This is a genomic window from Shewanella violacea DSS12, assembly GCF_000091325.1.
Lineage (GTDB): Bacteria > Pseudomonadota > Gammaproteobacteria > Enterobacterales > Shewanellaceae > Shewanella > Shewanella violacea.
The window spans coordinates 517,693-533,196 of record NC_014012.1; the positions used below are offsets into that span (position 1 = coordinate 517,693).

General features: G+C 43.3%; 17 protein-coding genes. 14 read left to right on the top strand and 3 right to left on the bottom strand.

Going from position 1 to position 15,504, the window contains the following annotated elements:
- The first annotated feature begins 61 nt into the window (after positions 1-61).
- Positions 62-1,387 (top strand): BamA/TamA family outer membrane protein, encoded by a 1,326-nt coding sequence (locus SVI_RS02100; protein WP_049791017.1) that lies wholly within the window; start codon positions 62-64, stop codon positions 1,385-1,387.
- A gap of 409 nt (positions 1,388-1,796) precedes the next feature.
- Here the strand turns inward: SVI_RS02100 and SVI_RS02105 are convergent, their stop codons facing one another.
- Positions 1,797-2,261 (bottom strand): chemotaxis protein CheX, encoded by a 465-nt coding sequence (locus SVI_RS02105; protein ID WP_013049736.1) that lies wholly within the window; start codon positions 2,259-2,261, stop codon positions 1,797-1,799.
- Between the two features lie 303 nt (positions 2,262-2,564).
- Between SVI_RS02105 and SVI_RS02110 the strand changes: the two genes are divergently transcribed.
- From SVI_RS02110 to SVI_RS02130, 5 genes are all read left to right on the top strand, one after another.
- On the top strand, positions 2,565-3,101 hold the full coding sequence (locus tag SVI_RS02110) for a type II secretion system protein (protein ID WP_041420175.1): 537 nt from the start codon (positions 2,565-2,567) through the stop codon (positions 3,099-3,101).
- Between the two features lie 235 nt (positions 3,102-3,336).
- A complete protein-coding gene (dusA, locus tag SVI_RS02115) occupies positions 3,337-4,311 on the top strand; it encodes a tRNA dihydrouridine(20/20a) synthase DusA (RefSeq protein WP_041419588.1) in 975 nt (324 codons plus the stop codon).
- A gap of 284 nt (positions 4,312-4,595) precedes the next feature.
- Positions 4,596-4,895 (top strand): hypothetical protein, encoded by a 300-nt coding sequence (locus tag SVI_RS02120; protein WP_013049739.1) that lies wholly within the window; start codon positions 4,596-4,598, stop codon positions 4,893-4,895.
- A gap of 146 nt (positions 4,896-5,041) precedes the next feature.
- Positions 5,042-5,260, top strand: a complete 219-nt coding sequence (locus SVI_RS02125; protein WP_013049740.1) for a PspC domain-containing protein — start codon at positions 5,042-5,044, stop codon at positions 5,258-5,260.
- On the top strand, positions 5,257-5,676 hold the full coding sequence (locus SVI_RS02130) for a hypothetical protein (RefSeq protein WP_157608644.1): 420 nt from the start codon (positions 5,257-5,259) through the stop codon (positions 5,674-5,676). The genes SVI_RS02125 and SVI_RS02130 overlap by 4 nt, the downstream gene beginning before the upstream one ends.
- Before the next feature lie 105 nt (positions 5,677-5,781).
- Here the strand turns inward: SVI_RS02130 and SVI_RS02135 are convergent, their stop codons facing one another.
- A complete protein-coding gene (locus tag SVI_RS02135; RefSeq protein WP_013049742.1) occupies positions 5,782-6,519 on the bottom strand; it encodes an enoyl-CoA hydratase-related protein in 738 nt (245 codons plus the stop codon).
- A 32-nt stretch (positions 6,520-6,551) separates the two neighbouring features.
- Here SVI_RS02135 and SVI_RS02140 point away from each other — a divergent pair, with 32 nt between their 5' ends.
- Genes SVI_RS02140 through SVI_RS02150 form a run of 3 tightly spaced genes read left to right on the top strand, consistent with a single transcriptional unit; the run spans position 6,552 to position 8,787 of the window.
- Positions 6,552-7,028 carry a copper chaperone PCu(A)C gene (locus SVI_RS02140; RefSeq protein WP_041419589.1) on the top strand — a complete coding sequence of 159 codons (477 nt, stop codon included), beginning with the start codon at positions 6,552-6,554 and terminating at the stop codon, positions 7,026-7,028.
- 30 nt (positions 7,029-7,058) lie between these two features.
- Positions 7,059-8,030 (top strand): DUF2333 family protein, encoded by a 972-nt coding sequence (locus SVI_RS02145; protein WP_041419590.1) that lies wholly within the window; start codon positions 7,059-7,061, stop codon positions 8,028-8,030.
- A gap of 7 nt (positions 8,031-8,037) precedes the next feature.
- The gene (locus SVI_RS02150; RefSeq protein WP_013049745.1) at positions 8,038-8,787 is read left to right on the top strand and encodes a TIGR04219 family outer membrane beta-barrel protein; all 750 of its coding nucleotides are present in this window, start codon (positions 8,038-8,040) and stop codon (positions 8,785-8,787) included.
- Positions 8,788-9,009: 222 nt separating this feature from the next.
- Here the strand turns inward: SVI_RS02150 and tolC are convergent, their stop codons facing one another.
- Complete coding sequence (gene tolC, locus SVI_RS02155; RefSeq protein WP_013049746.1) at positions 9,010-10,353, bottom strand: outer membrane channel protein TolC; 1,344 nt, start codon at positions 10,351-10,353, stop codon at positions 9,010-9,012.
- 335 nt (positions 10,354-10,688) lie between these two features.
- Between tolC and nudF the strand changes: the two genes are divergently transcribed.
- The 5 genes from nudF (at position 10,689) to parE (ending at position 15,498) form a co-directional block, all read left to right on the top strand.
- Positions 10,689-11,297, top strand: coding sequence for an ADP-ribose diphosphatase (nudF, locus tag SVI_RS02160; RefSeq protein WP_013049747.1), 609 nt, complete (start codon positions 10,689-10,691; stop codon positions 11,295-11,297).
- Positions 11,298-11,479: 182 nt separating this feature from the next.
- Positions 11,480-11,926 (top strand): DUF1249 domain-containing protein, encoded by a 447-nt coding sequence (locus tag SVI_RS02165; RefSeq protein WP_013049748.1) that lies wholly within the window; start codon positions 11,480-11,482, stop codon positions 11,924-11,926.
- A gap of 12 nt (positions 11,927-11,938) precedes the next feature.
- Positions 11,939-12,778 carry a 3',5'-cyclic-AMP phosphodiesterase gene (gene cpdA, locus SVI_RS02170; protein ID WP_013049749.1) on the top strand — a complete coding sequence of 280 codons (840 nt, stop codon included), beginning with the start codon at positions 11,939-11,941 and terminating at the stop codon, positions 12,776-12,778.
- Positions 12,779-12,983: 205 nt separating this feature from the next.
- On the top strand, positions 12,984-13,556 hold the full coding sequence (locus SVI_RS02175) for a YqiA/YcfP family alpha/beta fold hydrolase (protein WP_013049750.1): 573 nt from the start codon (positions 12,984-12,986) through the stop codon (positions 13,554-13,556).
- Positions 13,557-13,611: 55 nt separating this feature from the next.
- Complete coding sequence (parE, locus tag SVI_RS02180) at positions 13,612-15,498, top strand: DNA topoisomerase IV subunit B (protein ID WP_013049751.1); 1,887 nt, start codon at positions 13,612-13,614, stop codon at positions 15,496-15,498.
- Positions 15,499-15,504 lie beyond the last annotated feature (6 nt).

A 15,504-nucleotide genomic window follows, 5' to 3' on the forward strand; every position in this document is an offset into this window, starting at 1 on the left:
GATGTTTGTTATCGAATGAGATAATATTTTGAAATACTACAATCCCCTTCTTTCTGCGCTGATGCTTGTTAGTGTCATCGCAGCTTCTCCCGTTGCGGCCCAAAACTTAGATAGTTCAGCAATGAATATCACCGATACAGAGGTCCATGAAGACGGCAATGTCGTTGAGCCTCTTGTCAGTACTGAGCCTGAGCAGATAGAAAACAAGTTCGAACCTGAATTTGTCGCCGTGCCCTTTATTTTTTCAACGGAAACCTTAAGCACCACATTCGGTGGCGCCGGGGTACTCAAGCATGCGGGGCAGGCCCAAGCATCCATATTAGGTATCGGTCTCTATAGTAGTAACAGTAGTTGGGTTAGTTATTTAGGCCTGACTAATTACCAACTGCCTAAGTTAGATCAGTGGCTTTTTTCTGGTGAGTTTTATCGGGCGAATTTTAAAGAGGGGATCTATTTTGTACCTCAAGGAGCTGGCGAGGGAAGTTTAGAACCCGTTGCTACTGATTCGAGTCAGAGAAATCGTATCTTGGCTGAGGGAGATGAATCATTTTATAAGCTACATATTAAATATGTGCTGCCTTTTGGGAGAGGGGCTGATGGCGCTGCACTGAGTCTGATACCATCGAGAAATAACGATAATTTCAGTTGGGATCCCACTAAGTCGGGGGTGAGTAGCATAGAGTTAACGCCTTTCGTCAAAACTCAGGAATTAGTTGGTTATAATGATTTACCCACTAAGGCTCAAGGACTCGAACTAAAACTGGATTGGGATAATCGTGATAATGGTAAAAATAGTACTCGTGGAGGCGAAACTAGCCTGATCTTTACTCGTGATTTTGGATCGTCGAGTAGCACAGACTCAGGTGGAAGGGAAAGTTGGACAACTTGGGAATTCGAGCAGAGTGCCTTCTTCTCTCTTGGGGGGAGCTCTTGGTTTCCACAGCAGACTTTGGCGTTAAACTTTTACCTTGCCGATACGCCTACATGGAGCAAAGATGAAGACAATTCAACTGGTTCTCATCGTCCTCCCTCTTTCTCTGGAGTGAGTCTAGGTGGTTTCGAACACTTAAGGGGCTATTCAAGTAGGCAGTTTGTTGGTCGAAGTGCGGTGCTTTACTCTGCCGAATATCGAGTGCAGCCAGCATGGCAACCCCTGCAGAGCCTACCCTTGTTTAATCTTTATGATGTACCTTGGTGGCAGTGGGTAGTATTTACTGAAGCAGGACAAGTTGCCGACAGCTTCAGTGCCAGTGAACTTCATGATGATATGAAATGGACCTTAGGTGCAGGGGCTAGATTTGAAGTCGAAAGTGTCGTGGTAAGAGCCGAGTTCGCCCATGGTCAAGACTCCAATCAATTTTGGGTCATGGTTAATCAGCCCTTCTAATCTACTTGTTGGATAACAAGTTATTGAAATATCCGTTGTGGGTTCATGCGGCTGATTTTGTTGGTTTATGAATGCCATAGCTTCATTGATGTTTATTGCTTGCAGCAGGCGAATGTGCAAACACTTCTACGAGGCGCCGGCTCTTGATTTCATAAGAGTCTTCCCTGTGGGCTCTACCAAAACATCCTTGTTTTGGAAGCTCGCAGCCGCGTTCACACCTGACGATTAATCTCTTTGATTAGAGCTTAAAAGGTGACGGCTAAACACGTTTTTGACCAAAGCGGGTCAGGCTTGAGAAAATAGCGACTGTTCTGGCTGTCAGATTAAAGGGCATCGAATAAAGTTTACACTGATCCCATTTGTTTATGATTTGATCGGAGAGGCATGCTCTTCTATCTAATCATTCCTGCTATTTTTCGAAACAGATCTCTATGTAGGCTGAGCCATGGGGGCTGGTAAATGGCATGATGATCTTCATACCATCGGCCTGGTGTGAGATACGATGGCCAAGCCCTGCAACAACAACGGGAGTGGCCATCTCGAAATCATAGCCTTTTTCTCCCAATATGTTTTTAGCTCCACCTGTCACCATGTTAGTAATCTCACCCACGAGATCTGTGATTTCATCATTGATCTCTCCTGGGTTTTCACCCAACATATTCTGCATGATCTCTAAGATGAGTCCCTGTTCGAAGGTGATCGATAAGGAGCCCTTGGTCTGCGGACCTACCATGCCTATCAGGCCTGAAACATCTCCCTTGGCAAGATTGTCAGTTTTTATTTTTGGTTTTCCTGGATTGAGTTTCATGTTCGCCATTGTCGAGATGACATTCAGCAAAGACTCGAGAAAAGGATTAATGAAATTAACGTTCATAAAAATTCCGTTGTTAGCAAACTAGCAGATACTCATTTAGAACTGCTGGGGCTATGGTATATACACCTTTATAAAGCTTAGGCTATTTTTGTTTTTATACAGATTTAATATCTCTATATCTGGCAAGTAATTTATGTGATGACTCGGGTCGCTTGTATTCAACTCTTGTGTTTTACGTGTGGCGCACATCGTAAATATTAGCAAGTTAGTAACTTTTACATTTTGTAGATAAACACTCTAGGTTACACTGGGCCCATGGTTATACCTGTGTATTACACCTCTGAAGTGAATTCAATTACTATTATGAAGCATTATAGAACTAGCGATAAATATCAAAGGCTTAATGGATTTACCTTGATTGAATTGATCCTGGTGATTATCGTTCTCGGCATATTAGCAGTGGTAGCAGCTCCTCGTTTCATGGATTTAAATCGTGATGCAAAAACCAGTAGCGTTAGTGGTTTTCAGGGAAGTATCGAAGATGCACTGAAAATGGTGCATATGAAGGCTCAAATCGACAATGGACTGGGTGATAATGTGAATCTAGACACTCAGTTCGGTAGCTACCAGTTTTATCGTGGCTATCCTGAGACCAAGAGTGAGGCTACTAATCCAAATCTATATTTTTTAGAAACATTTTTGCAGCTAGGTGCCGCTGACAGTGAGAGTAAAAATAATCTAACCCGGACCGCAAACTATGCCAATATCGGTGTTTATGAAGACAATGGTTTTTCACGCATAGGCTATGGAAGCGGCAATTTACTCGCAGGTTTATGTTATGCGGAATATTTTCATACCAGTTTAGCTCAAGGCGTTTCGATTGAGACTAGGGGCTGTTGATCCCATGAACATCTAATCCCCATTGTTATAATACAAGTCCCCTTAAATTATCTCTTTCGGTAATGCTATAATGGGCGATTACCAAATTCCTCCGATCTTGCTCCCTGAAATAGTTTTTTAGCTCTCCAAATGGGAACTAAAAGGGCCACATCGGGCTAATTTTTAGCAAATAAGACCCTTGATTCGAAAATCAGTCGGTTAAGATAAGTCAATAAAACAGTTGGATATGCAGTTTATGCCTGTTAGAAAAATTAATCGCACCTTCTCAATTGCTCCTATGCTGGATTGGACCGATCGCCATTACCGCTACCTGGCGCGCATCATGTCTACAGAGCTATTACTTTATACAGAGATGGTGACCACAGGTGCGATTATTCATGGTAAAGGGGATTATCTTGCCTATAACAGTGAAGAGAATCCATTAGCATTACAGTTAGGTGGTTCGAATCATCATGATTTAGCGACTTGTGCCAAGTTAGCTGCGGAACGTGGTTATGATGAGATCAATTTGAATGTGGGTTGCCCTTCGGATCGGGTTCAAAGTGGTCGCTTCGGGGCTTGTCTTATGGCTGAGCCCAAACTTGTCGCCGAGTGTGTCACCGCTATGAAGCAAGTCGTGGATATTCCTGTGACGGTTAAGACTCGTATTGGCATAGATGATCAAGACAGTTATGAATTTTTGAGTGAGTTTGTCGACACCGTCAGCGATGTGGGCTGTGATACTTTTATTGTTCATGCTAGAAAGGCCTGGCTACAGGGCTTGAGTCCTAAGCAGAATCGCGAGATCCCCCCTCTGGATTACCAGCGTGTGTATCGGCTAAAGAAGGACTATCCGGATCTTCATATCTCCATCAATGGCGGTGTTAAAACACTCGATGAATGTCATGAGCATTTACAGCATATCGATGGAGTCATGGTAGGCCGGGAAGCTTATCAAAACCCTTATATATTGGCCGAAGTGGATCAGCGACTCTGCGGGAGTAATAAACCTGTGCTGAGCCGAGATGCTGTTTTAGATAAATTTATTCCTTATATAGAGAAACATCTTATGGATGGTGGCAGGTTAAACCATATTACTCGCCATATGACTGGTATGTATCAAGGAGAGCCAGGTTCCAGAGCCTGGAGACGCTATATTAGTGAAAATGCTCATAAACCAGGGGCCGGAATAGAAGTCATTGAGCAGGCTAGAAAAAATATAGATTGCTAGCCACTAGTCACAAAAGCATAAACCGCCTTATAGGCGGTTTTTTTATTTCATTTCAGCCAGAATTAGTCAGCTACAAAACCACTTAGTGAATTTAACCAGCCCATGGTGAAAAATACTAAAAGCTTATTATCTTTCCATAAAAGCTCTCACATACCGCCAACCAAAAAACAACAAGTGTCTGTTATTTAGTGATTTTTTATATTTTGTTAAAGTTGGCACGCTGCTCGCAATATCTAATATGTAAATCACTCAAGTATAAAGACAGCAAAGAAAAGGAAGACAGTATGTTGAATTTAATGATTAGCAAAATAGTAAAGTTATCTCTAGTGGCCACAGTGTTGATGGGAGTTAGTGTGGGAGCTCATGCAGATAGCCTCATTCTTACGGATTTAACCAGCAATATTGAACAGAATATCAGTGCTCAAATGCAAGACCTGATGCAAGTTACCCAACGCGAGCTCAGCTTGTCGTTACAAACTCAGCTTGCAGAAGCCATGTTTGAACTAAAAGGCAGTGAAGAGACAAATCAGCTTGTTCAAAAGACACCTGAAAACGTGATCACTAGCGCTATGGTTAAGGATTAACTATGTGGTTTACAGCGGATATAGCGGCTCTGTTATTTATGCCAGTATTGAGTTTTGCTCTTTGTGCGCTGTTAGTTTGCAGCTTTCTTGGCCACAAGCTCCAGGACTAAAGTAAACCTAGCAAGTCGACTCTAAAGGAGAGGGAAATGAGTTACTTAAGTTCAACCGATAAATATATGGGTCATATGAAACGACCAACTAGCCTGATATGTGGTGTCGCAGCCATGATGGCTAATAAGTTTAACTGGTCTTGTTTATGGACTCGAGTGGTGTGGGCTGGGGTGATCTTGCTCAATCCAGGCATGGGACTCTTGCTTTATTTTGTACTCGCCTTAGTACTGCCCAAATGGGACGCTAACTCTTGAAGCGTCAGCCAAGCTATGTAAATAGAAGTCTTGTAACCAAGGGTCGTGTAAATAAGAGAAAGGCAAGTCGAGCGCTCGATATATTTTTAGGCCTAGGTAGTGTCATCTTAGTGATAGCCGCTCTGGTCATGGCGTTGGACTCTTGGGGAATCTCTGAGTTTTTTTCTGGTAGCTTTTTGAATATAGACCCCCTTTTTTGGATAGATGTAAGCCTGTGTAGTGTCGTTATCATCTCTGTGATGCTAGTGGTTATTTTATTCTGGCTGACTGTCGCTTTTAGTATTTTAGCTCTGGTCTCTGGCTTATGTATAGTTGCGGCTCTGGTTATGGGTTTTAGCGGCTTCTCTCTACTTTGGCCTTTGATGTTATTGCTCTTAGCGGCATGGGGGCTTGGTAAGTCGAGTCAGTGTGATTGAATGAGCCTACTAAGTTATCCAAAGTGTGATATCTCTTCTCTATCAAGATGCAGAGTCCATAAGGACCCTGATCTTTTCAGTAAGCTGAGCCGATAGATTTAAACGTTATTTTTTTAGAAAGGCTTCGAAGCGAGTTCTGGCTTCATCACTCTTTAATCTCACAGCAAACTGGGCTAGCTCATCTTTCATCTGTTGACGTACTAAGTCTTTATTTGTACCTAGTAATGCGCGAGTAGCCTGAAGTGCCTGAGGTGGTTGTTTAGCGAGTTTAACTGCCTGGGCTAAAGCAAAGTCAAAAATGCTCTCCGATGGAATAACATCATTGATAATATTGAGTGTTTTGGCTGTTTCAGCATCGAAACTTTCACCGAGTAGCAGTAATTCGGCAGCTTTTTGTGGTCCAACGAGTTGTGGTAGCAGTAGACTCGCGCCAGCTTCTGGCACTAGGGCTAAGTTAACAAAAGGTAATTGAAACTTTGCCGTGTTATCGGCATAAACCAGATCGCAATGCAGTAGTAGAGTGGTACCTATACCTACTGCAGCCCCAGTGACCGCAGCAACGAGTGGTTTTTTTAGATCCAACAGATGAAACAGAAACTTAAAGGCCGGGTGCTCGCTATCTAAGTTACTATTTTTTAAAAAGTCTGCTACATCATTGCCTGATGTAAAACAATCCTGTTGACCTTTGATTAAAAAGGAGTGAATTGCGTTGTCTGACTCACCTTGGATAAGGTATTCTGTGAGGTTAGTATACATCTCAAGGCTGAGAGCGTTACGCTTCTCAGGGCGATTAATTGTGATAATTCTTACGCCTTGCTCATCCTTAACCTGAATTGTACTCATTGCGTTTTCTCCTTTAAGACGAATGGGATTAAATGGAGTTTAAGACATTGAAGCAAAAATTCAAACACGTGTTTAGTTTTGTTGTACTTTGGGTGGCATCTTTCTCTGCCATGGCCAATGTTGTGCTTGTGGATGGTCAGGTGAGGGCTATGCCGCCTAGCGTGCCAAATAGCGCGGCGTATTTAACCCTGGAGAATCATGGCCCTTCGATCAAGCTTGTTGCTGTCGAGGCCGGTTTTGTCAAAGAAGCTCAGTTACATACCGTTATTGAAGAGGACGGTATGGTTAAGATGCGTCAGGTAGAAAGCTTTACTATTCCTCAGCATGGGCGTTTAACCTTGAGCGAGTCGGGTCAGCACATCATGTTACTCGGTTTGAAGCAGCCATTAGTTTCGGGGGAGTCAGTCAATTTAACCCTTAAATTTGATAATGGTTCAGAGCTTCCCGTGAGCTTGATGGTGAGTAAACAGGCAATGACTAAGTCGGAAGGCCATCACCATCATAATTAATCTCGTTTGGAATTTACCGGAGTGTATCAGATGCAAATGACATGGAAAAAGTGGACGGGTATTGCGGTCCTTATCATATTTATTGGCTATCTTATTAGTGTTTGGTGGAGTGTTGCACCAGATGCGATTAAGGCGCAGCAATTAAAAGTAGCTGAAGGGCCTCAAGTCGTGGGCTATGCTACGACGACGTCACTCATTATTACCATGGAAACCTTACTCAACAAGAGAGGTGGCTGGTTATCTAATGATGTGACTCCTCCGTCAATCTTTATGGATAATATGCCAGCCTTTGAATTTGGGGCCTTGGAGCAGGTACGAGATCTTGCCTTAATCATGCGCAAAGAATTCAGCCGTTCTCAGTCTCAGTCTCTGTCTGATAAAGATTTGCTAGCCGCTCACTCTAAACTCAATATAGAGCATACCAGCTGGCTAGCCCCCAGTGCCGAGGGCGAATATAAAGATGCCATCAAATTACTCAAGCTTTATCGGGCTAAAATATCGGATACCCATAATCAAGATGCACAATTTTATGCCAGAGCAGATAATCTCAATGAATGGCTTAAAGAGGTGCAGAAACGTTTAGGTAGTATGTCTCAGCGTCTTTCTGCCAGCGTAGGTCAGGATCGCATAAACACAGACTTAGCCGGTGACAGTGAGGCTTCTCAGTCTACACCTAAGCAGGCCAGTCAACAGATTAAGACCAATTGGTGGAAGATCGACGATGTGTTTTATGAGGCTCGAGGTGAAACTTGGGCATTATTAAACTTTATGAAGGCTATTGAAATTGATTTTGCCGATGTATTGCGTAAAAAGAATGCCGAAGTTAGTTTGCAACAGATTATTCGTGAATTAGAAGAAACACAACAAGCTGTTTGGAGCCCTGTAATCTTAAATGGTTCGGGTTTCGGCGTAGTCGCTAATCACTCTTTGGTGATGGCAAATTATATTTCCCGCGCGAATGCTGCGGTGATTGATCTAACAAATTTATTGATTAAAGGTTAATTAGATAATGAAAAAAACATTACTTGCATGTGCACTTTTGGCTAGCTTAGTAGGCACATCTGCACAGGCTTCAACACTGATAGGCTTTAAGGTCGGTGGCGATTATTGGAAGGCAGATACCAGTGGTACATTTGCTGAGAATGGTCAAACACAGCAAGATTTTAACTACAGCTCATCTTCTCAAGGTAGCATATGGGTTGCCTTCGAACATCCGATCCCTTTGGTGCCTAATGTAAAAATTAGAGAGAACCGTCTGGATACTAGTGGTAATGGTGTGGCAGATGGTTTTGCGTTTGCCGGCCAGGACTACAACGGCGAGATCAGTACTAGTACAGATCTAAGCAACACCGATTTTATTCTTTATTACGAGCTGTTAGATAACGATCTAGTCTCCTTAGATCTTGGTGCGGCTTATAAGATGATGCATGGATCTTTCCGTGTAAATGATAGAGTGACAAGCGGCCGTGTAAATTCAGAAATCGAGCTGGATAGTGGCATAGTGATGGCTTATGCCGAGGCGCAAGTCGGCATTCCTGGCCTAGGCTTATATGGCTTTGCCGATGTAATGATGGGTATCGATGAGTCTAGTGTCTATGATTACTCTGTCGGTCTGGGTTGGCAGTTTGATGGCATGGTTTTGGATACTAAGCTGCGCGTGGGTTACCGTGACTTTAACTTCGATGTGAATGATTTCGATGGTGTCACTACCAATACTCAGTTTAATGGCTTCTTCGCAGGTGTTGAACTAGTTTTCTAAATCTAGTGCTTTAAGCTTGATATAAGAACCGCCATTTGGCGGTTTTTTATTGGGAAATTTATATGGTCTTTAGATATGGGCGCAAGACCTGCTAACTTGTTTACACTTATATAATTTGTGTTTAGACATAAAAAAACCGCCAACTATTATTAGCATGGCGGTTTCTACCTAAGTTATCCTCAGTGGATAACTTAGCTTAGGACTAAATCACAGACTGTCTCGTTACTGAGTGGTCGTCTGTGTTGTCTGTGCAGTCAAACCATTGTTGATGGCGATAACATCATCTTCATTCAAGGTACCTGCCGCTTGTTTAAGTGCGAGTATTGAATTGATGTATCCGTAACGGGCATCAGATAGCTTTCGCTTAGAGTCATACAGATCACGTGTACGGTTAAGTACATCGACTATGGTTCGAGTACCAACTTCAAAACCTGCCTGAGTCGCTTTTAGTGCACTCTCTGATGAGATTACTGATTGCTCATAGGCACGGATTGAGCTGATTGAAGCACCTACGTCGTTGAAGTTGTTACGAACATCCTTAACTACTTTACGGTAAGTCTGTTCCATCTTCTCACTCGCTTCCACGTACTGATATTGAGCCTGATTCACTTGAGAGGTGACCTTGAAACCTTCGAAAATAGGTATGCTCAAGGTCAGGCCTACTGTGCCGTTGTCAAAATCACGTGCATCATTATTATTATTTTCTTGCTGTATATTGGTTGTGTAACCCGCATTTAGACTCAGGGACGGCATATGACCGGCTTTATAGAGACTAATGGCTTCTTGTGCCATATCTTTACCTATACGCGTCGTCAGTAGATCGACACTGTTGGCTTCGGCCATCTTTAACCAATCATTGGCTCTGGTAGGAGATGGGGTAACTGCACTGAAACGCTCGGTATCTAAGATATTGATAGAATTATGTTCTATGCCTGTAATCTCACGTAACGCCTCATAACTATTGGTCAGTTCATTCTCAGCTAAGATCTCTTGCGCTCGAGCTAAGTCATACTGAGCCTGAGCTTCATGAACATCAGTTATGGCAGTCAAACCAACGGCAAATCTTTGTTTTGTCTGTTCGAGCTGACGCTCAATCGCGCGCTTTTCCGATCCCTGAAACTCGTAGGTATCTTTAGCCGATAACACCGAGAAATAAGCACTGGTTACGCGGATAATCAGAGTTTGTAGTGATGACGCGTAAGTCGCATCGGCTTGAGAGGCCGCTAATTCGGCTAGGTTCAATCCCACCCAGGCACTGTGATCATAGATGACTTGATTTAGTGTCACGCCAGCATTTACGCCACTTGAATCCGTGTTAGGCTCAGGAGATTCGTTATTGATCCAATTCTTGTTATAGCCCACTCGTGCACTTATAGTTGGCAGTAGCGGCGCGCGGTTTTCTTCAATTTTTTCGTACAGGGCATCGCGTTTAGCCTGAGCTTGCAGGGCGATAGGGTCACTGGTTAGCGCTTGTTGATATATCTGCAGTAAATCGTCGGCTTGTACAGCAGAAGTACTGAATGCCAGCGTGAGCGCTGCACATATAGTTCGGATCTTGAATTTCATTGGTCGTCCTTTTAGACAAAATCCTCCAGTGGAGGAGCCGTTTAACTTTTATAGAGTTAAGTGATACCACGCGTAATAATAGCGAGGCGGTTTGCGCTTCCCGACGCTTCCCGATACATCAAAACTTAATGGCCTGGCCTGCTAGCCAAATCTTAATAGCTATGTAAGACATAGATATTAAGGAATTACCTGTTTTCAAGTCAACTTAGAAGTGTAACAGTTTTTAATTTTTATTATGTTATTTCTGTCTAAATAGCATTGACTCTTTTCTAGTGTGTTTCTTATACACTTTTGAAGATTATTTAATACTGGATTGATCCAGCTGAGGTAGTGAGATGAAACAGAAGTTTGATCAAGAAGATGTAGTTCTGTTAGGAAAAGAGACTGTATTTAAGGGGTTTTTCTCTTTAGATGTTTATCGGTTTAAGCATAAGTTGTTCAAGGGGGGCTGGAGTGATGAAGTTCACAGAGAAGTCTTTGAGCGAGGTGATGCCGTTGTAGTATTACCTTACGACCCAGTGACGGATGAAGTGGTATTGATCGAGCAGATACGCATTCCAGTATTAGCAAAGGCAAAGAGCCCTTGGATGCTTGAGTTAGTGGCGGGTATGATTGAAAAGGGAGAGACGGCAGAGGGCGTGGCACACAGAGAGCTTGCCGAAGAGGCTGGAGTTACGGCTAAACATATGTCGAAGATCTCCAGTTATTTCGCGAGCCCAGGCGGGACCAGTGAAAAATTTGAATTTTTCTGGGCTGAAATTGATGCGAGTCAAGCACATGGGGTACATGGACTCGATCATGAAAATGAAGATATCCAGGTTCACGTATTCAGTAGGGAACAAGCTTTTAAATTTGTAAATGATGGTACAATTAATAATGCGTCTACTGTTATTGGCCTGCAGTGGCTAGAGCTGAATTATTTGAATTTGCGTAAAGCTAAGTGAATAGCTTAAATGATGTGTGTGTCAGCTGAATTATTCTAAACTACACAAGTTATGCCTGTATTAGTTGATGAATACGCTTAATGTTATTGAATTGTAATGGTGAGGCTTGAATCAGAAAGTCAGCTGAAAACATCTTGCATTCAAGCCTGTGACCTAGAGTAAACTTGAGGATGAGTCGGTAAGTGAGTAGTGCTAGCAGCTTAAATCCAAAGAGATATCAACCGAATATTAATCGGTTTCTCGCCCTGTGTGGGCGTAATTACTTCCATATTCTTCGCTGGTTACCCGATGGTGCTGAGCAGGGGGCGAGTTGGCAGGTTAAAGGTGAATTCGGTTTTTTAGATGTTCGCTTGCTGGAAAACACTCGCTATACCCAATTGATCGAAATCTCAAGAAATGTCGATACAAGCGGTTTTGTTGACCCCCCTAAGATCTCGGTTCGTGTATATCATGATGCTAAATTGGCAGAAGTGTTAACTAGTCGACAGATTTATCAACTTAGTCCGGTATATGATTATCCAAATCTACGTATGCACCATCGTGACGAGAAGTATCGAGTGAATGCTTTTTTGGAAGAGTTATTAAGGATTGATAACCACACGAGTGTAGTTTGTTTGGCTGAATCTTAGGGTCGATTTATTGTGTTAAAAGAGGCTATCTCTTATTCTCTTGAAGAGAAGGCAAGTGTGAGAATCGTGCAAGTGACCGATCCTCATCTGTTTGCCGATCCCAGCTCTCAACTTTTAGGTGTTAACACAGCTAAGAGTCTGGAGTCTGTGCTGAATGCCATAAAGACTGGGGATTTTCCGGCAGATCTTATGTTGGCTACCGGAGACATCAGCCAAGATTATTCGGGTGAGTCATACCACAGCTTCGTGCGCTCCATAGCGCCTCTCGATCTACCTTGTCATTACTTGCCAGGCAATCATGATGATCCTCGTGTTATGAGTCTGCATATGCAGGGAGCCAAGATATTCGGCCAGCGTCGAATCTTAGCCGGCAACTGGCAAATCATAATGTTGGACTCTACGGTGAGAGGAAAGCCGGGTGGACACATGTCGGACAGTGAAATAGAGATCATTAAAAGTGCAGTAGCCGATCAACCGGAACGCCATGTCTTGCTGGTGATGCATCACAACCCTATTTTGGTAAAGTGCCGTTGGTTAGATCAACATTGTATGGATAATGGCAGTGACTTTATCGAGCAAGTGGCGCAGATCCCGCAAGTCAAAGGCTTGCTATGGGGTCATGTACATCAGGAGTTGGATGAAGAACACCAAGGCATGCATGGTATTATCCACTTGATGTCTACGCCTTCAACCTGCATCCAATTTAAGCCTCTATCGTCTTACTTTGCACTGGATGCCCTACAACCTGGGTATCGACAGTTGGAGCTTAAAAGCGATGGCAGTATGATAACCAATGTGCATCGTGTCCTCGGTGATAAATTCTTCCCCGATAGAAATGCCAGAGGTTATTAAGGCTGAGTTTGTTTACTTGTTCAGAAGCACAAGCAAAATGATATTGGTGTTTCATTGTAAATGTACTGCTTTACCCTCCTTTGCAGCCTAATCACTTGGTAGAAACGTAAGCAAGTGTTAGCATCCAATTGATCATTTATTAAAATTGCTCCATCATTCTTTTGAATGATTATTCGATGATGGAAGAATCCGTGTATGAGGAAATATGCTGCTTTATATTCATGGGTTCAATAGCTCACCGTTATCAGATAAAGGGCGTGTCACTGCGCAATTTGTCGCTGAACACTATCCCGATCTGAATTTCCATCAGCCTCAATTGCCATCGACTCCCAAAGAGGCGATGGAATTATTGTCGGCCCTTGTCGAGACTGCCCTAGATAATGGAGAGGCGCTTACCTACATAGGGTCTTCACTTGGCGGTTATTTTGCGAGTTATTTAGCCGAGAAGTATGGTGGACGTGCGGTATTAGTTAATCCTGCAGTGACGCCTTTCGAGCTATTCGATGAATTTATGGGTCAGCAGTATAATCCCCATATCGATGAGTATTATCAGGTTCTACCTGAGCATAAAGACCAGGTTGCCGCTTTTAATACTCAAGTTATTCTAAATCCCGACCGATTTTTAGTATTACTGCAGTCGGGTGATGAAGTCCTGGATTATCGACAAGCAGTGCAGAAATATCACTGTTGTCAGCTTTTGATTCAATCCGGTGGCAATCATAGCTTTGTGGGCTATGACAAGCAGATGCATTCAATCTGCCAGTTTCTGTTTTCTTGACAAGTAACCATATCGGGCCGCAACATGGCCTTAATAACTATAAATTGTGTGTGCCATGACAAATCAATATACCTCTGATTCCATCGAAGTCCTAAATGGGCTAGATCCCGTTAAACGCCGTCCAGGTATGTATACCGACACCACGCGCCCAAACCACTTGGGGCAAGAGGTTATCGATAACAGTGTCGATGAAGCTCTGGCGGGACATGCAACTAAGATTGAAATCACCTTGCATAAGGATAACTCTTTAGAGGTTATCGATGATGGTCGTGGTATGCCTGTGGATATTCATCCTGAAGAGGGGATATCCGGAGTTGAACTTATTCTTACTAAGCTGCATGCGGGTGGTAAGTTCTCTAACGATAACTATCAATTCTCAGGTGGTCTGCACGGAGTGGGTATTTCGGTGGTGAATGCGCTCTCGAGTCGTGTTGAAATTACCGTGAGACGCAGCGGCATTGTCTATGATATTGCCTTCGAAAATGGTGATATGGTGGAAGAGCTGCGAGAAACTGGCACTTGTGGTCGCAGAAACACAGGTACCAGAGTTCATTTCTGGCCCATCCCCAGCTATTTCGATTCAGCCAATTTTTCCGTACCTAAACTGACGTATTTGTTGAAGGCTAAGGCGGTTCTCTGTCCCGGTCTTAAGATCAAATTCACTAACAAGCAGACAGATGAAGTTCAAGAATGGTTCTATGAGAGCGGTTTAACTGATTATCTACAGTCGTCGACTAAAGATGCGATTATGCTGCCTGAAGAGCCATTTATTGGTAGCTTGAAAGGTAATAATGAGGCGGTTGACTGGGCTATTACCTGGTTACCAGAAGGCGGGGAATATCTTAACGAAAGTTATGTGAACCTTATTCCCACTCCCTTAGGTGGTACTCATGTGAATGGTTTCAGGCAAGGTCTGCTTGAGTCTATGCGCGAGTTTTGTGAATTTCGAAACTTAATGCCCAGAGGCATTAAGTTAACCCCAGAAGATATCTGGGACCGCAGCAGTTTTATCCTGTCGATTAAGTTACTGGATCCGCAATTTTCTGGCCAGACTAAGGAGAAACTCTCTAGTCGTCAGAGTTCGGCGTTTGTTTCCGGCATAGTCAGAGATTCATTCAGCCTCTGGCTTAATACGAATACCGAACAGGCTCTGGCATTGGCAGAGATGTGCATCAATAATGCTCATAAACGTTTAAAATCGGCTAAGAAAGTTGCCCGTAAAAAGGTGACGTCAGGCCCTGCGCTGCCGGGTAAGTTGACCGATTGTAGCGGTCAAGACCCTATGCGTGGAGAGCTGTTTCTGGTGGAGGGTGACTCGGCGGGAGGTAGTGCTAAACAGGCTCGAGATCGAGAATTTCAAGCTATTATGCCTCTGCGTGGTAAAATCCTGAATACTTGGGAAGTGGATTCCAGTCAGGTATTGGCGTCTCAGGAAGTACACGACATCTCGGTCGCAATAGGTTGTGATCCTGATTCCAGTGATATTTCCGAGCTCAGGTACGGTAAAATTTGTATCTTAGCCGATGCTGATTCCGATGGACTGCATATTGCGACCTTGTTATGTGCTCTGTTTATGAAACACTACAAGATCTTGGTCGAAAAGGGCCATATTTATGTGGCTATGCCCCCCTTGTTTCGTATCGACATAGGTAAAGAAATTTTTTATGCGTTAGACGAAGCAGAAAAGCAGGGCATACTGGATCGTATCGCTGCTGAGAAAAAGAAAGGTAAGGTTCAGGTTACTCGATTTAAGGGACTGGGTGAGATGAATCCACTTCAGTTACGAGAAACGACTATGGATCCCAACACGCGTCGTTTGGTACAGTTAACCATAGATGATGTCGAAGAGACCATATCTATGATGGATATGTTACTGGCCAAGAAACGCTCTGGTGATCGTAAGATATGGTTAGAATCTAAAGGTAATCTTGCTGATTTTTAGTGAAAT